Here is a 16896-nt window from a genome sequence, read left to right on the forward strand (position 1 = left end):
ATACATGGCAATGACAATTAATGCTGAAACCATCAAACGTATGGCAGATGAAGTCGGCGAGGAAACATTGACATTACTCCTCAATGTATTTAGCGATGAATTGGAACAGTACCAGCGCCAGCTTTCCGATCAGCCTTCAATCAAGCAAGTTAGAGAGATCAGCCACGCTATCAAAAGCAGTGCTGCTAGCTTCGGTGCCGATGATCTTGCCGACATGGCCCAAGAATGTGAGTCCCGTGTCAAGCAAGGGCAAGACGAATGGATTGTTGACCACCTGCCTGAATTCAGACAGATGGTTGAAGGAATGGCGGTTCAATACAAGCGCCTAGCCAGCCATGACAATCCCGTGAATAGCTTGTTTTAATTTATCCCTATCATGTCGCCATTGATGGTTGTTCGCCGCAAGTGAGGCAATATGCTGGTTGTACTTTTCATCCAGCTCCTCACGCTTCACATCAGTAAGTACAGTATCTATCTGGCGGCCCCCCATTGATCGCTCACACCAGTTGAGCATCTGCGGTAAGCTCATCATTCCTGCTGGGCCATGTTCTTTGTCCAAATTGGTTACAAAGACAATCTTGGCTAAGCTATTTTTTAAAGCGTGCTCAATTTCTTTAAGTAGCAATGGCGGCATTACACTGGTCAGGAAACTACCCGGGCCTAACAGAATGATGTCTGCTTGTTGAATGGCGACAACGGCTTCTTTTGTTGCTGGTACCGCTGGCTCAATATATAGGCGCTGGGGGATATCGGCTAACTCATCGACGCTGGTCTCACCGCAAATAATCTCTCCAATTGGTGTCATGGCAGACAGATCTGCAGGGTGCTCAGTCATAGGTATGATATGGGGTTTCACCTTTAGCATATCGCGGATCAAGTTGATTGCTTCTAAAGGCCTTACCGAGAGGTTATCCAGTGCTTTGAGCATCAGGTTACCCAGGTTATGGCCGTTCAACTCGCCATTACCTCGGAAACGGTATTCAAAGATCATCGAACCGACAGACGGCTCAGTGATCAGCTGGTTAATACAGTTTCGTGTATCCCCCCAGGCAATACCGCCTTGGCAGGCTCGAATACGGCCTGTTGAACCACCGTTGTCAGTCGTGGTGACAATACCGGTTACATTCTCGCCAAATTCAGAGAGAGCCGAGAGCATACGGCCTAGGCCATGACCGCCACCAATGGCGACAATTTTGGCTTCTGTAATATTTTTCACTGTAGTGTGTGTCATCGCTGGCTGAAAAGTGTGAACTAAGTAGGTTATTCGCAGTGTATCGCGTTAACAGGGTTGATGACAAAATATGTCGTCGGTGTGATATGTCCATCACGCATTGTGGGCGTAGAAAGGATAAAAAACGCCCTCAAACATGTTGAGGGCTAATGGTTAGTACGGCAGTTGAAGCAAGTACAGCATTTGAGCAGTTGACAAGGAAAACGGGTTAATGCGGTTTTTGCATAATGCTAATCAGATAATCATAAGTGTCTGAGCAGCTGGGCGCGCTTAATAACATTTGCTTTTCACTGGCAGGGACAGGCAGTAGCTCCAGCCAGCGCTGACAAAGCCAGCTTAAGTTATCAAATTGCTTTTTCTGATGTAGATCGCCGAGCTCTGGATGTTTATTGAACATTTGCTTGAGCTTCTCAGCCAAAATTTCTTGGTCTTGTCGAACTTCTGTTTCTGGCCAAGGCGGGATGAATTGGCAGTCGCCAGAGAAAAAACCTTCTTCAGTTTCTTCCATATGGTCGATGGTAAAATTCTCGTGCCCAGCAACGGTAACAATCAAACACCCGTTGCTAGGGGATACGTCGAAGTCTTCAACCGTGACACGGGTGCCGATTTGGAAAAAGTGATGGCCGTGCTCGTCTTGGTCAAACATACAAACACCAAAACTGTTGCCTTCTCGCATTGCGGCTTTGAATGCTGCCATTTGAGGCCCAGGAGCGATACGAAGAGGAATGCGTCCACCGGGTAAGACGTGGCGTTTTTGGAATAGTAGCGGTATGTAAGTTTTCATAGTCTAATCCGGTTGCTAGTTGTCTGATGAAATAGACATTGCAAATGGGATACCAACATTACATACCGCTTATAATCGGTTTTCAGCGCGTTTGACTCTATTTATCTTTGTAAAATGCAAAAAAGTACCAATTCGCAATTTGCATTTTGCGAATTATTTTTGATTCGCAATGATTTTCATCGCACTATCACTGGGTAACAGCTCCAAGTGGCTTTGCTCATCAAAGTACCAGCCTTTGATCAATCCTTTCTCCTGCATATCAATAAAACCATTAATAACTAATTTGGCCTGCTCTCGGGCGTGTGCCGAATCGAGCCCCTCTTCACGTTGTAAATAGAGGGCAATATCATCGACTGTCGCAGATTCAATAATATTGGACATAATATCCTCACTTTTAGTAAGAAAATTTTCGGGTATTCCCTTTAGTAGTATTGTCGTGAAATCGGCTGAAAGGTAGAATGCAGCACGAAAAACCTGTGAGGTTTGCCTGTATCGCAATTCCTCTGATATTTTTATAAGTAATACGCTGTTGTGCGCATTTTGGTTTTATCCGGTGCTGTACAATTGCCATGCTCCGAGCTTTTTTCACTAAGTTCCTTTACTCAAAGGGATAAGTGACTAAAGCCAGTGACAGGTTGTCACCAGGGTCGACAAAGAAATGCATCGGCCTCCCGTACTTGGAAAGGTGTTCCGTGGCGAAACAATTTGAAGATAATTATCAGCGCAAGTTCTATTACTTGCGTTTGTCGGTTACAGACGTCTGTAACTTTAAATGTACCTATTGCCTACCCGATGGCTACCACCCTCAACAGAAGAAGAAGCCATCCTTCCTGACGCTTGATGAAATCCAGCGTGTAACAGGCGCATTTGCTGAGTGTGGCACGTCAAAGGTGCGCATTACTGGCGGTGAGCCAAGTCTACGTCGCGATTTTACCGATATCATCCGTACCGTTGCCGAGCAACCCGGTATCCGTAAAGTCGCTACTACGACCAATGGTTATCGCATGGCCAAGCATGTTCACGAATGGCGAGAAGCCGGCCTTACCCATATCAATGTCAGTGTTGATAGCCTAGACCCTAAAATGTTCTACCAAATTACAGGTGAGAACATGTTTAACCAGGTTATGGAAGGGATTGATGCGGCGTTTGACGCAGGCTTTGAGCAGGTTAAGGTCAACACTGTCTTGCTCAAAGATCTCAACTCCCAGCAGTTGCCGCAGTTTCTTAATTGGATCAAGACGCGACCAATACAGCTACGCTTTATCGAACTGATGCAGACCGGTGAAATGGATGAATTGTTCAATAATCACCATGTATCGGGTGTAAGTATTCGAAACTATCTCATTGCCAACGGTTGGGTACTGAAGCTGAAAAGCAACAATGACGGTCCAGCACAAGTCTTCTGTCATCCTGACTACCAGGGTGAAATTGGCTTGATCATGCCTTACGAGAAAGATTTCTGTAAGAGTTGTAACCGCCTGCGGGTCTCTGCTCTGGGTAAGCTGCATCTCTGCTTGTTCGGCGATCACGGTGTGGACTTACGCGACCTGCTTCAGCAGGATGAACAGCGTGAAGAGCTTATTGCCCGTATTCAAGGTGGCCTAGCTGAAAAAGCGGTGAGCCATTTCCTCGATGAAGGAAATACTGGCATGACACCAAACCTAGCCTCTATCGGTGGCTAATCGCCACCTTTTCAAATTTTCTTTTTCTGTTTTGGGACAGACGGATGAACCAATTTACGCATATCAATGCTTCTGGGGAAGCTAACATGGTTGACGTGTCAGCAAAAAATGACACGGTTCGAGAAGCGCGCGCTGAAGCTTTTGTGCACATGGCGCCGGAAACGCTACAGCTGATCGTATCTGGTCAGCATCACAAAGGCGATGTGTTTGCCACCGCGCGTATTGCCGGTATTCAAGCGGCTAAAAAAACTTGGGATTTGATCCCTCTTTGCCATCCATTGCTGCTATCAAAAGTCGAAGTACAACTTGAAGCAATTGAAGCTGAAAACATGGTACGTATCGAGTCATGTTGTAAACTGGCCGGTAAAACGGGTGTGGAAATGGAAGCGCTTACTGCGGCTTCAGTGGCAGCTCTGACAATCTATGACATGTGTAAGGCTGTCCAGAAAGACATGGTGATTGGACAAGTTCGTCTGCTGGAAAAAACAGGCGGTAAATCTGGGCATTTTAAGGTGGAATCATGATTAACGTATTGTTCTTCGCTCAGGTTAAAGAGCTGGTGGGTGTCGATCGCTTAGAGGTCGCAGCAGACTTTACGACTGCTGAATCTTTGCGTCAGCACCTTGCTGAAAAAGGCGATAAATGGCAACTGGCGCTGGAGCAGGGCAAACTGCTGGTGGCGATTAACCAAACTATCAGCTCTTTGGAAAGTGAAATCAAAGACGGTGATGAAGTCGCCTTCTTCCCGCCTGTAACAGGAGGCTAGTGATGATTTCTGTTCAGTTCGAAGACTTCTCGGTTGCAGAAGAATACGCACAGCTATCACAGGGCACTGATGCCGGTGCGGTGGTGACTTTTGTCGGTAAGGTACGTGATTTCAACCAAGGCGATGCGGTAACGGGCTTGTCATTGGAGCATTACCCGGGAATGACGGAAAAGTCTCTAGAAGAGATTGTAGAGCAAGCTCGTGAGCGCTGGCCACTGCTGAAAACACGAGTGATCCACCGTGTGGGTGATTTAGCGCTTGGTGATCAGATTGTTTTCGTTGGCGTGACCAGTGCCCATCGTGGCGCGGCGTTTGAAGCCTGTGAATTCATTATGGATTACCTGAAAACCCGTGCGCCGTTCTGGAAGAAAGAGCAAACACCAGACGAGTCTCGTTGGGTCGACGCTCGTGAAACCGATACCTCTGCAGCCGATCGTTGGCAGCAAAAATAAATATGTTTTCTGGCACCTGAATCTAGCAGGTGCCAATAATATCTTGCCTCACGCCTCACGCCTCACGCCTCACGCCTCACGCCTCACGCCTCACGCCTCACGCCTCACGCCGCATAATCTTTCTTTGTTATTCAGCTATTTTTTCACCAAGGTCTATGCTACTTTGAAATTGAGGGTATAAATAACCATTAAAAGTGAATGGTTATGGTTTTGCGAGTAACAGAAGGAGTATGCTTATGATCAGGAGCGATCGACTACTCTACGAACTTGAACCTGATGGTTTTGGCGGCCGCCACTGTGAATCTTGGGAAGAGTGGCAGCCGAAAGCCAGTCAGGTTTTGCCTAACTTTCCTGACGATGTGTTGAAGCAATGGCTTTACCGGCACTGGAAAGGCGTTGTATGTAACTGGGGCTGGCTGGATTTTCAGTCAATGCGATTTGAGCTTCAGTCCTGGACCAGTGAGCAAATTCAGTCACAGATCAGAACTCCTCATCAAGAGGTGGTTGATAAATTATCGCGTCGTATGACCAATCCGATATTTCAGCGCAGTTGGCTCGTACAACAAATGCAAAAGAGGGGGACTTGGCCGCAAGCACCAATCGTTTTGAAATATGAACGTGACATCCCGATGGTGAATGGCAAGTCACTGAGGGCACCGTACAATCTTCTGGAAGGCCACCATAGATTGGCGTATTTGAATAAGATTATTGAGCAAGGTGCATATCACCAAGATCAACATGATATTTGGATGATTCATATACCACTTCATTAGTATGATGCTGAATCATTTATCCTGTTTATTTGAAAAAGGGGAGTAGCTAACAAGCTGCTCCCTTTTTTATTAATCTAGTTTCTTATCCTGCAGAACATCTGTTGCCCGATAAAATCGTTCTACTTGTTAACTAAATGTATCAATAGTCGCTCAAAAAGTAACCGAACGGTTGGGTTTCTTATATCAAATTTTAAACTTTACAAACTTCTTATTCCATTTTGTTATTGATAGATTTGAAATTTAGACTAGGTGATTGCTGAATAAAAGCTTAACGGATTGAGGTATTTTCTGAATAATAATGAGGTTTTGGGTGTTTTTTATGGTTTTTTATGTTTTTGTTTTATGTTTTTTTAGGTGGTGAAAAGTGCTGTGATGTTTTTTTATGTCAGTTTTTTGCTCTATTGATGAATTTTTTTGTTGTTGTTATGTTTCATTTCGGCTCAGGACGAGTCAGCAAGATTAAAAAAATTATTACAGGTAAGTAAAAATGAAAAAAACACTTCTAGCAGTAGCAATCCCAGCAGTACTTTTCGCTCATTCCGTATCGGCCGTAGAACTTTATAAAGCAGACGAGGGATTCGTTGATCTTTATGGCCAGCTACGTTTCCAGGCAGTTAAAAATGAAGGTGATGATGTTGATATGAGTGCGGGTTCATCCCGAGCTGGTATCTCATCACGTTATGCAGTGACTGATTCAGTTGATGTATTCGGTTTGGTCGAGTTCGGTCTGGCTCCGAATGGGGGCGACTTGGACGGACGCCTTCACTACGGTGGTGTAGACACTGATTTCGGTAAGTTTACATTTGGTCGTCAGTGGATCGTATCAGATAACTTCGGTGTAGCTGATTATTCATACTACAACGGCGGTACTGGTAACTTATCGAGCGTATTATCTGGTGCGCGCCATGATTCATTTATCAATTATACTTTTGAAGGCTCAAACTTCATCGTTTCTGCTGGTTATGGTTTACCAGAAGATGACGCAAACCAAGAGCTAGCAGAACTTTATGCTGGTACTAGTTTAGGTGGTTTCAATTTACACATCGGTGGTGGTGTAAACCGTGACAAAAGCTTCACCCTAAAAGATGAAGATAAAAACGAAATAGACGCTGATATCGAAAATACGTACTACGAAGGTACTGTTGAGTATGCTTTTGGCCCTGCTCTTATCGGCTTCACCTATTACAACTCGGAGTTAAAACATAAAACTTCAGGCGTGACTATTGACCAAGATGCATTTACTGTGGCCGGTACATACAGCTGGGCAGAGAATGCGACTGCTTATGCAGGTTATGAGTTTGTAGATCAGGAGTCTAAAGCACTAAATGTAGATGGCGATGGTAAGGTGTTCTACATTGGTTCCGATTACCATTTCAATAGCTGGTTCCGCGTTTTCGCAGAGTACGCATATAAAGACGGTACTACTCTTGGCTATACGAATACTAATGCTGATGTAGCTGTTGGCCCAACAGCAGTTGATGGTGAAAGCGTTTACTTTGTAGGTGCTCGCGTTTACTTCTAATTCTACTACACGTTCATTGTCTTATTTATTTTTGCCCGGCCTAGCGCCGGGCTTTTTTGTGTCCGAAAAAGTGGATTAACTAAAAGGTATATAAAGGAGGGGTCAATCAAACTTCTTTAGGTGCTGGTAGCATTTACGCTCAGCGGCATTGAGTTCCATCATCAACAAATTGATATCGGCTTGCTGTTGCTTGAGTTTTTGTTGGCGTAGCTGGATGGTTTGCAGCATGTGTTGCACCTGTGAGAGGTTCTGGGCGCCGGAGTCATAGAGCTGGAACAGCTCCTGTATCTCTTGCAGGCTGAAGCCTAGGCGCTTACCACGCAGAATAAGAATGAGTCGCGCTCTGTCATGTCGAGAGAAGATCCTAGACTGTCCTTGCCGCTTAGGGGTGAGTAAGCCTTGATCCTCATAAAACCGAATGCTGCGAAGGGTTACAGAGAACTCCTCGGCGAGCTGGGAAATGGTATACGCATCTGCTGGTTTACTGATATCCATGATTTCTTCCCTGAGGAGATATATTTTTTTGTGTGATCATTCCTTGATCCCACGGGATCATTTCATATCAATATTCAGATCACAAGTTTTTAACATGCCCTGCTAAATGAAGACTGATTAGCCTTCGTTGTTAGCAAGTAAGAAAAAGAAAGCCCCTCTATGAGGGGCTTTGTGGACTTGTCTATCAGATAGATACGCTATTCCGCTTTAGGCTTGCGTGATTTTGGCACGTAACCGTGGCGGACGCGGGAAGGGCTTGGACGCGAAAAACAACCAGCTGGTCTCATATTTTCTTTACTCTCAAGGATAACGGAACGGGAACGGAATGCTGAGTAAACCAAAGGTTTAGCCAACAAAATGATAGTAGCGTTAATGGGGAGTGATAGAAACGTATCAAAGTTGAAAAGTTCAGTGATGTGAGAACTTAATCTATTAATTATTCTTTATATGCTGTTTAGTTATTATAACCACATGCTAGACGTGGTACGCCGGGCAGAATTGAGGATCCTGTGCCATAGTTAGTTCTGTGCAAGAGTGGCAACAGCCCGCCAGCGGCAAAGCTTCTCTAGGTACACAAGAATCAACTTATGGGTCAATAGTGCTGTGGTTAACAGCGGAGGGTTCCATGAAGCATAAAAGAATGTCTAATCGCCGAATCAAACAGATGTTGGAAGATATCAATCATGACGGTTTATTCGACGAAGCGATAAGTAACGAACATAACACTATGGTTGAGGGCAAAGAACAATCAATAAACGAGGTCCCCCCCAACATCAACATGGATAGCGAGAACAAATAATAAGCGCCGAAAGGCGCTTTTTTTATGGCTAAAAGTCATGTTTTTGCATCTTTGTTATTGACATATTGAGTTGTTGTGAAAAATAAAAGATATTTCTGCTGTATATTTATTCAATCTTACAATTATTTATTCAAATTTTACTTTTTTTTGGCTGATACGGCGGATTTTTCTCTAGATGTTGGGTTTTATGATAGATCTAGCTGCAACATTTCTGTCACCTAGTGGCTTATGCTATCGGCATATTGCTTATTAAGAATTATGTCGGTTTTTGTAATCAAAATGTGGCAAATTACTTCAATGCCTGATAATGTTTTGACCAATTCTTCGGTTTGCTTTGCATTGTTTAGGATTAACGATGTAAATATTGTGGGATGGCACCGGCTGGAGAACGCAAGGACGTATTTAACGATGTATTGGAGCTAATGCATGTATAAGAATAAAATTACCCAGGCGATTCTTCTGGGTGCAGGTATGACCGTAGCAGCCACTTCTTTCTCCACTATTGCTGCTGACGTACCGGAAGGGGTAAAACTTGCTGCCAAGCAAGAACTAGTTCGTGGTAACGGTACTGAAGTTGCCTCACTTGACCCGCACAAAACGGAAGGTGTGCCAGAGTCACACGTTATCCGTGACCTTCTAGAAGGCCTAGTGAACCAAGACGAGAACGGTAACACTGTCCCAGGTGTTGCAGAGTCTTGGGAAACCACTGACAACCGCTCATTCACATTCCACCTGCGCAAAGATGCAAAATGGTCTAACGGCGACCCAGTAACTGCACACGACTTCGTGTACAGCTTCAAGCGTGCTGTAGACCCTGCAACAGCATCTCCTTACTCATGGTACCTAGAAATGACTACCATGAAGAACGCAGATGAAATCATCGCGGGTAAAGCAGACAAAGAAACACTGGGTGTATCTGCAAAAGATGACTACACACTGGTTATCGAGCTAGAGCAGGCAGTACCATACTTCGTTAAGATGATGGGCCACACCACAGTTAAGCCAGTTAACCGCAAGGTTGTTGAGAAGTTCGGTGATAACTGGACTAAACCAGAGAACTTCGTTGGTAACGGTGCTTACACCCTAGACAACTGGGTAGTTAACGAGCGTATCGTGCTTACTCGTAACGAGAACTACTGGGATAACGCCAACACTGTTATCAACAAGGTTACTTTCCTACCTATCGAAAACCAAGTTGCTGAAATGAACCGCTTCCTAGCGGGCGAAATCGACATCACCAACGAGCTGCCAAACGAGCACTTCCGCCGTCTACAGAGCCAGCACGCTGATTCAGTGTCTATTTCAGGTAACCTGTGTTCTTACTACTACGGTTTCAACAACCAAAAAGCACCGTTTGATGATGTTCGAGTTCGTAAAGCGTTGTCTTACGCTATCGACCGTGACGTAGTAACTAAAGCGCTGCTTGGCCAGGGCCAGAAATCAGGTTACTTCCTGACGCCGGAAATCACTGCTAACTTCAACCCTGTTACGCCTGAGTACGGTCAGATGACCCAGAAAGAACGTAACGAGAAAGCGAAAGAGCTACTAGAAGAAGCAGGCTTTGGCCCAGGTAACCCACTAAACTTCACTCTGCTTTACAACACATCTGAAAACCACAAGAAGATCGCGGTAGCTATCGCTTCTATGTGGAAGAAGAACCTGAATGTAACTGCAAACCTGGAGAACCAAGAATGGAAGACTTACCTAGACACGCGTCGTCAAGGTAACTTCGATGTAACACGTGCAGGCTGGTGTGGTGATTACAACGAAGCGTCAAGCTTCCTGTCACTAATGCAGAGCAACAACAGCTCAAATGACCCTAAATACAATAGCAAGGCATACGATGCAATCATGGCAAAAGCGCTGGAGTCAACTTCAGATGCTGAGCGTGAGCAGCTATACATCCAGGCTGAACAACAGCTAGCGGAAGATATGCCAATTGCTCCTATCTACCAATACGTGAAAGCGCGTCTGGTTAACCCTCTAGTGGGTGGCTACCCTGCGAACAACGCAGAAGACAAGCTCTTCACCAAAGATATGTACATCATTGCTGAATAATAACCAGCAAGAAGCATGATAATAAGCGCTGCTCTCAGGACGGGAGCAGTGCCCTTTCTGGTATTTCACGCCAGTAAATTTTCGACTGTCACAGACTAAATAGAACGGTGGAGTTTATGATTAAATTCATCGCAAAACGGATTTTTGAAGCAATCCCAACCCTGTTGGTGCTAATCACAATTTCCTTTTTCCTGATGCGCTTTGCACCAGGTAACCCATTTTCCAGCGAGCGTCCGCTTCCTCCGGAAGTCATGGCGAACATCGAAGCCAAATACGGCCTAGATAAGCCTGTATTCGAGCAATACACCACGTACCTTGGCAACATTGTACAAGGTGATTTTGGTCCTTCTTTCAAATATAAAGATTTCACCGTAAACGAGCTGGTGTCCAAAGCCCTGCCTGTTTCGGCGAAAATCGGTTTCTTTGCCTTTATTTTTGCATTGGTGATGGGGGTCACCGTCGGTACCATTGCCGCCTTGAAGCAAAACAGTTGGATAGACTACTGCATAATGTCGACGGCCATGGCCGGGGTGGTAATGCCGTCGTTTATTCTCGCCCCGGTACTGATCTATATCTTCTCGATTAACTTGGGCTGGCTACCTGCTGGTGGCTGGAACGATGGCGGTCTGAGGTTCATGCTGCTGCCAATGATGGGTATGTCACTGCTTTATGTTGCGACGTTTGCGCGTATTACCCGTGGTAGCATGATTGAAACACTAAACAGTAACTTCATCCGTACCGCGCGTGCCAAGGGTTTGAGCTACGGCTATATCATTATCAAGCATGCCCTAAAGCCTGCTTTGCTGCCTGTTGTATCCTACATGGGCCCGGCTTTCGTCGGTATCATCACGGGTTCGGTAGTTATCGAAACTATTTTTGGCCTGCCGGGTATCGGTAAGCTGTTCGTTAACGCCGCCTTTAACCGTGACTACTCTCTAGTATTGGGTATCACCATCCTGATTGGTTCATTGACCATTATCTTCAACGCCATTGTCGACATTGTTCTGGCGTACATTGACCCGAAAATCCGTTACTAAGGAGCCCAACCGATGATGCTGACTAAAAAAGAAAATGTAGACGCGGTTGAGAAATTCTCCGAGCAATTGGAAATTGAAGGCCGTAGCTTGTGGCAGGATGCCCGTATCCGCTTTATGCGAAACAAAGCGGCAATGGTGAGCTTGACGATCCTGTGCTTGATCACCCTGGCGGTTATCTTTGGCCCAATGTTCAGTAACTATGCATTTGACGATACCGACTGGTATGCATTGCACGCCGCGCCAAGCTTTGGCGCAGAAGGCCACTTCTTCGGAACTGACAGCCTTGGCCGAGACCTGTTTACCCGTACCCTGGTTGGCGGCCGTATCTCCCTGATGGTAGGTATTATGGGGGCACTGGTGGCGGTGTTGATCGGTACGCTTTACGGTGCAACCTCTGGCTTTATTGGTGGCCGTACCGACCGTGTGATGATGCGTATTTTGGAAATCCTATACTCGATACCGTTCATGTTCTTCGTGATCGTACTGGTTACTTTCTTCGGCCGTAACATCATGCTGATTTTCGTAGCGATTGGTGCGATTTCTTGGCTGGATATGGCGCGTATTGTACGTGGTCAAACCCTGTCATTGCGCAGTAAAGAGTTTATCGAAGCGGCACGTGTATCTGGCGTGAGCCAGTGGCGCATCATTACCCGCCATATCGTACCGAACGTATTGGGTATCGTAGCGGTTTATTCAACCTTGTTAGTTCCATCTATGATCCTGACAGAATCATTCCTAAGTTTCCTTGGCTTGGGTGTTCAGGAGCCAATGACCAGCTGGGGCGCATTGCTTCAGGAAGGTTCACAAACGATGGAAGTGGCCATTTGGCAGCTGATGTTCCCGGCGGCATTCATGGTGGTTACGCTGTTCTGCTTTAACTATGTGGGTGACGGCTTGCGTGACGCACTGGATCCAAAAGACAGATAACAAGAAGGCCTAGGTTTACCGCCAGAAACTGGCGGTAGTCCAAGGGTAGATAGATTATAAGGAAGTACTATGAGCTTATTAGATGTCAAAGATCTACGCGTAGAATTTAAAACTCAAGACGGCATTGTCACCGCGGTAAACGATCTAAACTTTTCGCTCAACCAGGGTGAGACTCTGGGTATCGTAGGAGAATCCGGCTCAGGTAAGAGCCAGACTGTTTTCGCAATCATGGGCCTACTGGCTAAAAACGGCATGATTGGTGGTAGTGCGAAATTCGAAGGCCGTGAAATTCTAAATCTGCCAGAAAAAGAACTTAACCGGATCCGTGCGGAGCAAATCGCAATGATTTTCCAGGATCCGATGACGTCACTGAACCCTTACATGAAGGTAAGCGATCAGCTGATGGAAGTACTGATGCTGCACAAGGGAATGGGCAAGGCTGAAGCATTCGAAGAAAGTGTTCGTATGCTGGAAGCGGTGAAAATCCCTGAAGCACGCAAGCGTATTACCATGTACCCGCACGAATTTTCGGGCGGTATGCGACAGCGTGTAATGATTGCGATGGCACTACTGTGTCGTCCGAAACTACTGATTGCCGATGAACCGACAACAGCGTTGGATGTTACGGTACAGGCGCAGATCATGGAGTTGTTGAACGAACTGAAAACTGACTTCAATACTGCGATCATTATGATCACCCACGATCTGGGTGTCGTTGCCGGTAGCTGTGACAAAGTATTGGTAATGTACGCTGGCCGTACTATGGAATACGGTAAGATTAATGAGATCTTCTACAAGCCATCGCACCCATATACAGAAGGTTTGTTGAAAGCCATTCCGCGTCTTGATACCGAGGGCGAAGAGCTGCCAACAATCCCGGGTAACCCACCTAACTTACTGAGTTTGCCAGTCGGCTGTCCTTATCAGGAACGATGCCACCGTGTATCTAGCCGTTGTTCGCAAGAAGCGCCTCAATTGAAGGCATTTACTGAAGGTCGCTTGCGTGCGTGTTTTTCTGATATGGGGACGTGGTAATGGAAGCTCAAAAGAAAGTATTACTTGATATTCATGATCTGAAGGTTCACTTCAGCATTGCTCAGAAATCAGCATGGCCGTGGACCAAACCATTGAGCTTGAAAGCGGTTGATGGTGTTGATATTCGTCTCTATGAAGGTGAGACGCTGGGTGTGGTTGGCGAATCTGGTTGTGGTAAATCAACCTTTGCCCGTGCGGTTATCGGCTTGGTTGAAGCTACTGACGGTAATGTGGTTTGGTTGGGTCAGGATCTGACCAAACTTGATCACAAAGAGATGCGTGAGAAGCGTAAAGATATCCAGATGATTTTCCAGGATCCTCTGGCATCGCTGAACCCGCGTATGACCGTCGGTGAAATCATCGCTGAGCCATTGAAAGCTTACTTCCCGGAGCTTTCGGCAGATGATGTGAAACAGCAAGTTAAGGCCATGATGGCCAAAGTAGGTTTGCTGCCTAACGTAATCAACCGTTACCCTCATGAATTCTCAGGTGGTCAGTGTCAGCGTATTGGTATTGCTCGCGCATTGATCCTTAAGCCAAAAATGATCATTTGTGATGAGCCAGTGTCGGCATTGGACGTATCTATTCAGGCACAGGTTGTTAACCTGCTTAAATCGCTACAGAAAGAAATGGGCTTGAGCTTGATCTTCATTGCCCACGACTTATCGGTGGTGAAGCATATCTCTGACCGAGTGCTGGTGATGTACCTGGGTAATGCGGTAGAGATGGGCGAGGCTGATGCGCTATTCAGTGAGCCGAAGCACCCTTATACCAAAGCCTTGATGTCGGCCGTTCCTATCCCTGATCCGGATCTGGAGCGCACCAAGCATATCGAGCTTCTGGAAGGGGATTTACCTTCACCGATGAACCCGCCTTCAGGCTGTGTGTTCCGCACACGCTGCCCGGTTGCAACGGCCGAGTGTGCGAATAAAAAACCAACGCTTAACGGCGATGATGTTCATGCAGTTTCTTGCCTGAACGTTCAATAATTCAAGCCTGTGACAGGCTTTGGGCGCGGTGTAAAAGCCGCGCCTTTTTTGTTTTATAAAATGGTGAAAAATCCAATAAATTTAATTAATTATGCTATTGATGAATGTGTAACCTGCATGTCACAATAAGCACAATATAGCGATTGAGCCCAAGGCTGGGCGTAACTCAGATGACGCTCGTTATTGAAATAATGTAGTAGTAACAAGGATTGTTGTATGCGGTCATTATCCGTCAAATGGAAAATAGCCCTGATGGCCGGGCTAGCCTTACTGGCGACAGTAATAGTATTAACAGGCCTGTCATTTTATTTCGCCTCCCAAAGTCAACAACTCGTTAGCGAGCAGGTTTACTCCACTCTCCGGGAAAAGTCTCAACTGGTCGTTCAGGCCCAAGCAGAAAAACAAAGCACCACTGTTCAGCAGTATCTTGATGAGGCGACTCATCGCGCCGAAATGCTGGCCCAAAGTGTATTGTTCCTCAAATACAATGCGGAAGAGAATTACACCAATAGCTCGGAATTACGTGGTTCGATCAGCGAGTTATTACGCCGTACCGTGAATGAGTTCGAGAATATTCATGGAGCCTTTGTCGTATTCAACCCTGATGCTCTTGATGGTGAAGATCGTAATTATGCAGGGGCTGATTACGTGGGTGCCAATGAACAGGGACGCTTTGCACCTTATTGGGCGAAATCGCCGTCCGGTGAATCTGAACAGTTTATTTACTCAGAGCAACAATTACAGGTTAGCCAGAATGTGTGGGCACAGTGCATCAATAATCAATCAGGTATGTGTGTGTCTAATCCGCTGTTGGCCGGTTTTGGCCAGCAAGCTCCGGTTGTCAGTACGATTACCGTCCCGCTGGATATTGATGGTGAAGTCATAGGGGTGATGGGGATTGATATTCAGCTGTCTCCATTACAACCGTTAATTCAATCTGTAGACCAAGCACTGTTCGACAGTGCGGGTAATGTCAGTTTGATCAGCCAGAACGGTACCATTGTCGCTTGGGATCAGTCGCCGAGTCGAATCGGGCAGATCTTTAATCAAACCGACGGGTTGCCTGCGGATCTAACCCGCTGGTTGCAAGGAAGCGAAGAGCAAATTCTTTGGACGGATGATCAGCAGTGGCTATATGCCTACACGCCTGTACAACTTGGGCAGATGAGCTGGGGCGTTGTTATCCAGTTACCGGTGGAGCGGGTACTGGCAGAGGCAATCGCCTTGGATGCAGATATTTCGCAACAGCGTGATCAGTCGGCGTGGGTACAATCGATTGTCAGTTTGGCTGTGGCTGTCGCTGGTTTGCTGGTGGTTGTGCTTGCTTCCTCACGTTTGGTCGCCCCGATCCGCCATGTTGCTGAGCGGTTGGAAGATATCGCAACCGGCGAAGGTGATTTAACCCAACGTTTGCATGTTGCGCAAAATGATGAAGTCGGCCAGCTCGCCCTTTGGTTCAACCGCTTTCTAGATAAGCTCCAAGCCACTATCGGTGATGTCGTGGTGGCGGTGAATGATGTGGGTACTACATCTAAGCAAGCGGCAGAGGTTGCCAACCATACAAGGGATGGCAGCCAGGCCCAGTTCCGTGAAGTGGATATGGTCGCAACCGCGTCGGAAGAGTTGGCCCAAACAGCAGAGCAAGTAGTGGGTTACACCGAAACCGCTGTCGTTGCCGCCGGTCAGGCTGATAGCGCAGTGCGCGATGGCCATCATGTGATCAAGCAATCAGCAACGTCAATGGATAACTTGGTGGTCAGGATGGAAAATGCCGTACCGGTTGCCAAGGAGCTTGAAACTAACAGTGAAGATATCAACCAGATCCTGCAGGTGATAGAAGGTATTTCAGAGCAGACTAACTTGCTAGCTTTGAATGCAGCGATCGAAGCGGCCCGTGCCGGCGAGCAGGGGCGTGGATTTGCCGTTGTAGCCGATGAGGTTCGTCAACTAGCCAGCCGGACGCATGATTCGGTTGGACAGATCCGCACTGTGATTGAAGTACTGCAACAAGGTACACGTGATGTGGTCGTTGCGATTGAAGAAGGCAACCAGTTGGCGGGTGAGACTTCATCCCAAGTCGGTCAGGCGGTGGTGAGCCTTGGTCAAATCACAGAGGCGGTGGCATCCATCCAATCTATGAATGAGCAAATCATGCATGCAGCGCAAGAGCAGCAAGCAGTATCGGCTGAAGTAAACCGAAATGTCTCCAATATCCGTGGTTTGAGTGAGAATATCCTTGAGCAGGCGGAGAGGTCTGCAGGCATAGGCGAGCGATTGGCGGAGTTATCTAAGCATCAGCAGTCGTTAGCGGGTCAGTTCAAAGTATGAGTCAAGCCAAGTAATGCA

General features: G+C 46.5%; 18 protein-coding genes and 1 riboswitch. Of the genes, 14 read left to right on the forward strand and 4 right to left on the reverse strand.

Annotation, left to right across the window (positions count from 1 at the left end):
• Window positions 1-4: 4 nt before the first annotated feature.
• Window positions 5-364, forward strand: a complete 360-nt coding sequence (locus tag ACXAD4_RS05635) for an Hpt domain-containing protein (RefSeq protein WP_475239445.1) — start codon at window positions 5-7, stop codon at window positions 362-364.
• Here the strand turns inward: ACXAD4_RS05635 and yvcK are convergent.
• The 3 genes from yvcK to ACXAD4_RS05650 form a co-directional block, all read right to left on the reverse strand.
• The gene (gene yvcK, locus ACXAD4_RS05640) at window positions 326-1216 is read right to left on the reverse strand and encodes a uridine diphosphate-N-acetylglucosamine-binding protein YvcK (protein WP_475239448.1); all 891 of its coding nucleotides are present in this window, start codon (window positions 1214-1216) and stop codon (window positions 326-328) included. The genes ACXAD4_RS05635 and yvcK overlap by 39 nt on opposite strands.
• Window positions 1217-1439: 223 nt before the next feature.
• Complete coding sequence (locus ACXAD4_RS05645) at window positions 1440-2015, reverse strand: LON peptidase substrate-binding domain-containing protein (protein ID WP_475239449.1); 576 nt, start codon at window positions 2013-2015, stop codon at window positions 1440-1442.
• Window positions 2016-2168: 153 nt separating this feature from the next.
• The gene (locus tag ACXAD4_RS05650; protein ID WP_107298655.1) at window positions 2169-2396 is read right to left on the reverse strand and encodes a hypothetical protein; all 228 of its coding nucleotides are present in this window, start codon (window positions 2394-2396) and stop codon (window positions 2169-2171) included.
• 179 nt (window positions 2397-2575) lie between these two features.
• A riboswitch (molybdenum cofactor riboswitch) is annotated at window positions 2576-2719 on the forward strand.
• Between ACXAD4_RS05650 and moaA the strand changes: the two genes are divergently transcribed.
• The 6 genes from moaA (at window position 2708) to ACXAD4_RS05680 (ending at window position 7210) form a co-directional block, all read left to right on the forward strand.
• Complete coding sequence (gene moaA / locus ACXAD4_RS05655) at window positions 2708-3697, forward strand: GTP 3',8-cyclase MoaA (protein ID WP_475239452.1); 990 nt, start codon at window positions 2708-2710, stop codon at window positions 3695-3697. (Overlaps the previous riboswitch by 12 nt.)
• A gap of 44 nt (window positions 3698-3741) precedes the next feature.
• Window positions 3742-4221, forward strand: coding sequence for a cyclic pyranopterin monophosphate synthase MoaC (moaC, locus tag ACXAD4_RS05660; RefSeq protein ID WP_039456847.1), 480 nt, complete (start codon window positions 3742-3744; stop codon window positions 4219-4221).
• A complete protein-coding gene (gene moaD, locus ACXAD4_RS05665) occupies window positions 4218-4463 on the forward strand; it encodes a molybdopterin synthase sulfur carrier subunit (protein ID WP_475239454.1) in 246 nt (81 codons plus the stop codon). The genes moaC and moaD overlap by 4 nt, the downstream gene beginning before the upstream one ends.
• Window positions 4464-4465: 2 nt before the next feature.
• Entirely contained in the window at window positions 4466-4915 is a 450-nt protein-coding gene (gene moaE / locus ACXAD4_RS05670) for a molybdopterin synthase catalytic subunit MoaE (protein WP_475239458.1), read from the forward strand.
• Window positions 4916-5151: 236 nt separating this feature from the next.
• Window positions 5152-5688 carry a hypothetical protein gene (locus ACXAD4_RS05675; RefSeq protein WP_475239461.1) on the forward strand — a complete coding sequence of 179 codons (537 nt, stop codon included), beginning with the start codon at window positions 5152-5154 and terminating at the stop codon, window positions 5686-5688.
• Window positions 5689-6175: 487 nt separating this feature from the next.
• Window positions 6176-7210 (forward strand): porin, encoded by a 1035-nt coding sequence (locus ACXAD4_RS05680; RefSeq protein ID WP_475239465.1) that lies wholly within the window; start codon window positions 6176-6178, stop codon window positions 7208-7210.
• 102 nt (window positions 7211-7312) lie between these two features.
• Here the strand turns inward: ACXAD4_RS05680 and ACXAD4_RS05685 are convergent, their stop codons facing one another.
• Window positions 7313-7705, reverse strand: coding sequence for a MerR family transcriptional regulator (locus tag ACXAD4_RS05685; protein WP_475239467.1), 393 nt, complete (start codon window positions 7703-7705; stop codon window positions 7313-7315).
• Between the two features lie 625 nt (window positions 7706-8330).
• Between ACXAD4_RS05685 and ACXAD4_RS05690 the strand changes: the two genes are divergently transcribed.
• The 7 genes from ACXAD4_RS05690 (at window position 8331) to ACXAD4_RS05720 (ending at window position 16878) form a co-directional block, all read left to right on the forward strand.
• Window positions 8331-8504 (forward strand): hypothetical protein, encoded by a 174-nt coding sequence (locus tag ACXAD4_RS05690; protein WP_475239470.1) that lies wholly within the window; start codon window positions 8331-8333, stop codon window positions 8502-8504.
• A gap of 426 nt (window positions 8505-8930) precedes the next feature.
• A complete protein-coding gene (locus ACXAD4_RS05695) occupies window positions 8931-10562 on the forward strand; it encodes an ABC transporter substrate-binding protein (protein ID WP_475239471.1) in 1632 nt (543 codons plus the stop codon).
• Window positions 10563-10678: 116 nt separating this feature from the next.
• Window positions 10679-11599 carry an oligopeptide ABC transporter permease OppB gene (oppB, locus tag ACXAD4_RS05700; protein WP_475239473.1) on the forward strand — a complete coding sequence of 307 codons (921 nt, stop codon included), beginning with the start codon at window positions 10679-10681 and terminating at the stop codon, window positions 11597-11599.
• A gap of 15 nt (window positions 11600-11614) precedes the next feature.
• A complete protein-coding gene (gene oppC, locus ACXAD4_RS05705; protein WP_475242721.1) occupies window positions 11615-12526 on the forward strand; it encodes an oligopeptide ABC transporter permease OppC in 912 nt (303 codons plus the stop codon).
• Between the two features lie 69 nt (window positions 12527-12595).
• A complete protein-coding gene (oppD, locus tag ACXAD4_RS05710) occupies window positions 12596-13561 on the forward strand; it encodes an oligopeptide ABC transporter ATP-binding protein OppD (RefSeq protein ID WP_475239475.1) in 966 nt (321 codons plus the stop codon).
• Window positions 13561-14550, forward strand: a complete 990-nt coding sequence (gene oppF / locus ACXAD4_RS05715) for a murein tripeptide/oligopeptide ABC transporter ATP binding protein OppF (protein WP_475239476.1) — start codon at window positions 13561-13563, stop codon at window positions 14548-14550. Before oppD ends, oppF begins: the two co-directional genes overlap by 1 nt.
• A 216-nt stretch (window positions 14551-14766) precedes the next feature.
• Window positions 14767-16878 (forward strand): methyl-accepting chemotaxis protein, encoded by a 2112-nt coding sequence (locus tag ACXAD4_RS05720; RefSeq protein WP_475239478.1) that lies wholly within the window; start codon window positions 14767-14769, stop codon window positions 16876-16878.
• The last annotated feature ends 18 nt before the right edge of the window (window positions 16879-16896 follow it).

It is taken from the genome of Photobacterium sp. AWH4_225 (assembly GCF_056158405.1).

What these genes read in the sequence shown, in the direction of transcription:
- ACXAD4_RS05635 (WP_475239445.1), top strand. Translation starts at nt 5, where the DNA reads ATGGCAATGACAATTAATGCTGAAACCATCAAACGTATGGCAGATGAA.
- ACXAD4_RS05645 (WP_475239449.1), bottom strand. Translation starts at nt 2,015, where the DNA reads ATGAAAACTTACATACCGCTACTATTCCAAAAACGCCACGTCTTACCC.
- ACXAD4_RS05650 (WP_107298655.1), bottom strand. Translation starts at nt 2,396, where the DNA reads ATGTCCAATATTATTGAATCTGCGACAGTCGATGATATTGCCCTCTAT.
- moaC (WP_039456847.1), top strand. Translation starts at nt 3,742, where the DNA reads ATGAACCAATTTACGCATATCAATGCTTCTGGGGAAGCTAACATGGTT.
- moaD (WP_475239454.1), top strand. Translation starts at nt 4,218, where the DNA reads ATGATTAACGTATTGTTCTTCGCTCAGGTTAAAGAGCTGGTGGGTGTC.
- moaE (WP_475239458.1), top strand. Translation starts at nt 4,466, where the DNA reads ATGATTTCTGTTCAGTTCGAAGACTTCTCGGTTGCAGAAGAATACGCA.
- ACXAD4_RS05675 (WP_475239461.1), top strand. Translation starts at nt 5,152, where the DNA reads ATGATCAGGAGCGATCGACTACTCTACGAACTTGAACCTGATGGTTTT.
- ACXAD4_RS05680 (WP_475239465.1), top strand. Translation starts at nt 6,176, where the DNA reads ATGAAAAAAACACTTCTAGCAGTAGCAATCCCAGCAGTACTTTTCGCT.
- ACXAD4_RS05685 (WP_475239467.1), bottom strand. Translation starts at nt 7,705, where the DNA reads ATGGATATCAGTAAACCAGCAGATGCGTATACCATTTCCCAGCTCGCC.
- ACXAD4_RS05690 (WP_475239470.1), top strand. Translation starts at nt 8,331, where the DNA reads ATGAAGCATAAAAGAATGTCTAATCGCCGAATCAAACAGATGTTGGAA.
- ACXAD4_RS05695 (WP_475239471.1), top strand. Translation starts at nt 8,931, where the DNA reads ATGTATAAGAATAAAATTACCCAGGCGATTCTTCTGGGTGCAGGTATG.
- oppB (WP_475239473.1), top strand. Translation starts at nt 10,679, where the DNA reads ATGATTAAATTCATCGCAAAACGGATTTTTGAAGCAATCCCAACCCTG.
- oppC (WP_475242721.1), top strand. Translation starts at nt 11,615, where the DNA reads ATGCTGACTAAAAAAGAAAATGTAGACGCGGTTGAGAAATTCTCCGAG.
- oppD (WP_475239475.1), top strand. Translation starts at nt 12,596, where the DNA reads ATGAGCTTATTAGATGTCAAAGATCTACGCGTAGAATTTAAAACTCAA.
- oppF (WP_475239476.1), top strand. Translation starts at nt 13,561, where the DNA reads ATGGAAGCTCAAAAGAAAGTATTACTTGATATTCATGATCTGAAGGTT.
- ACXAD4_RS05720 (WP_475239478.1), top strand. Translation starts at nt 14,767, where the DNA reads ATGCGGTCATTATCCGTCAAATGGAAAATAGCCCTGATGGCCGGGCTA.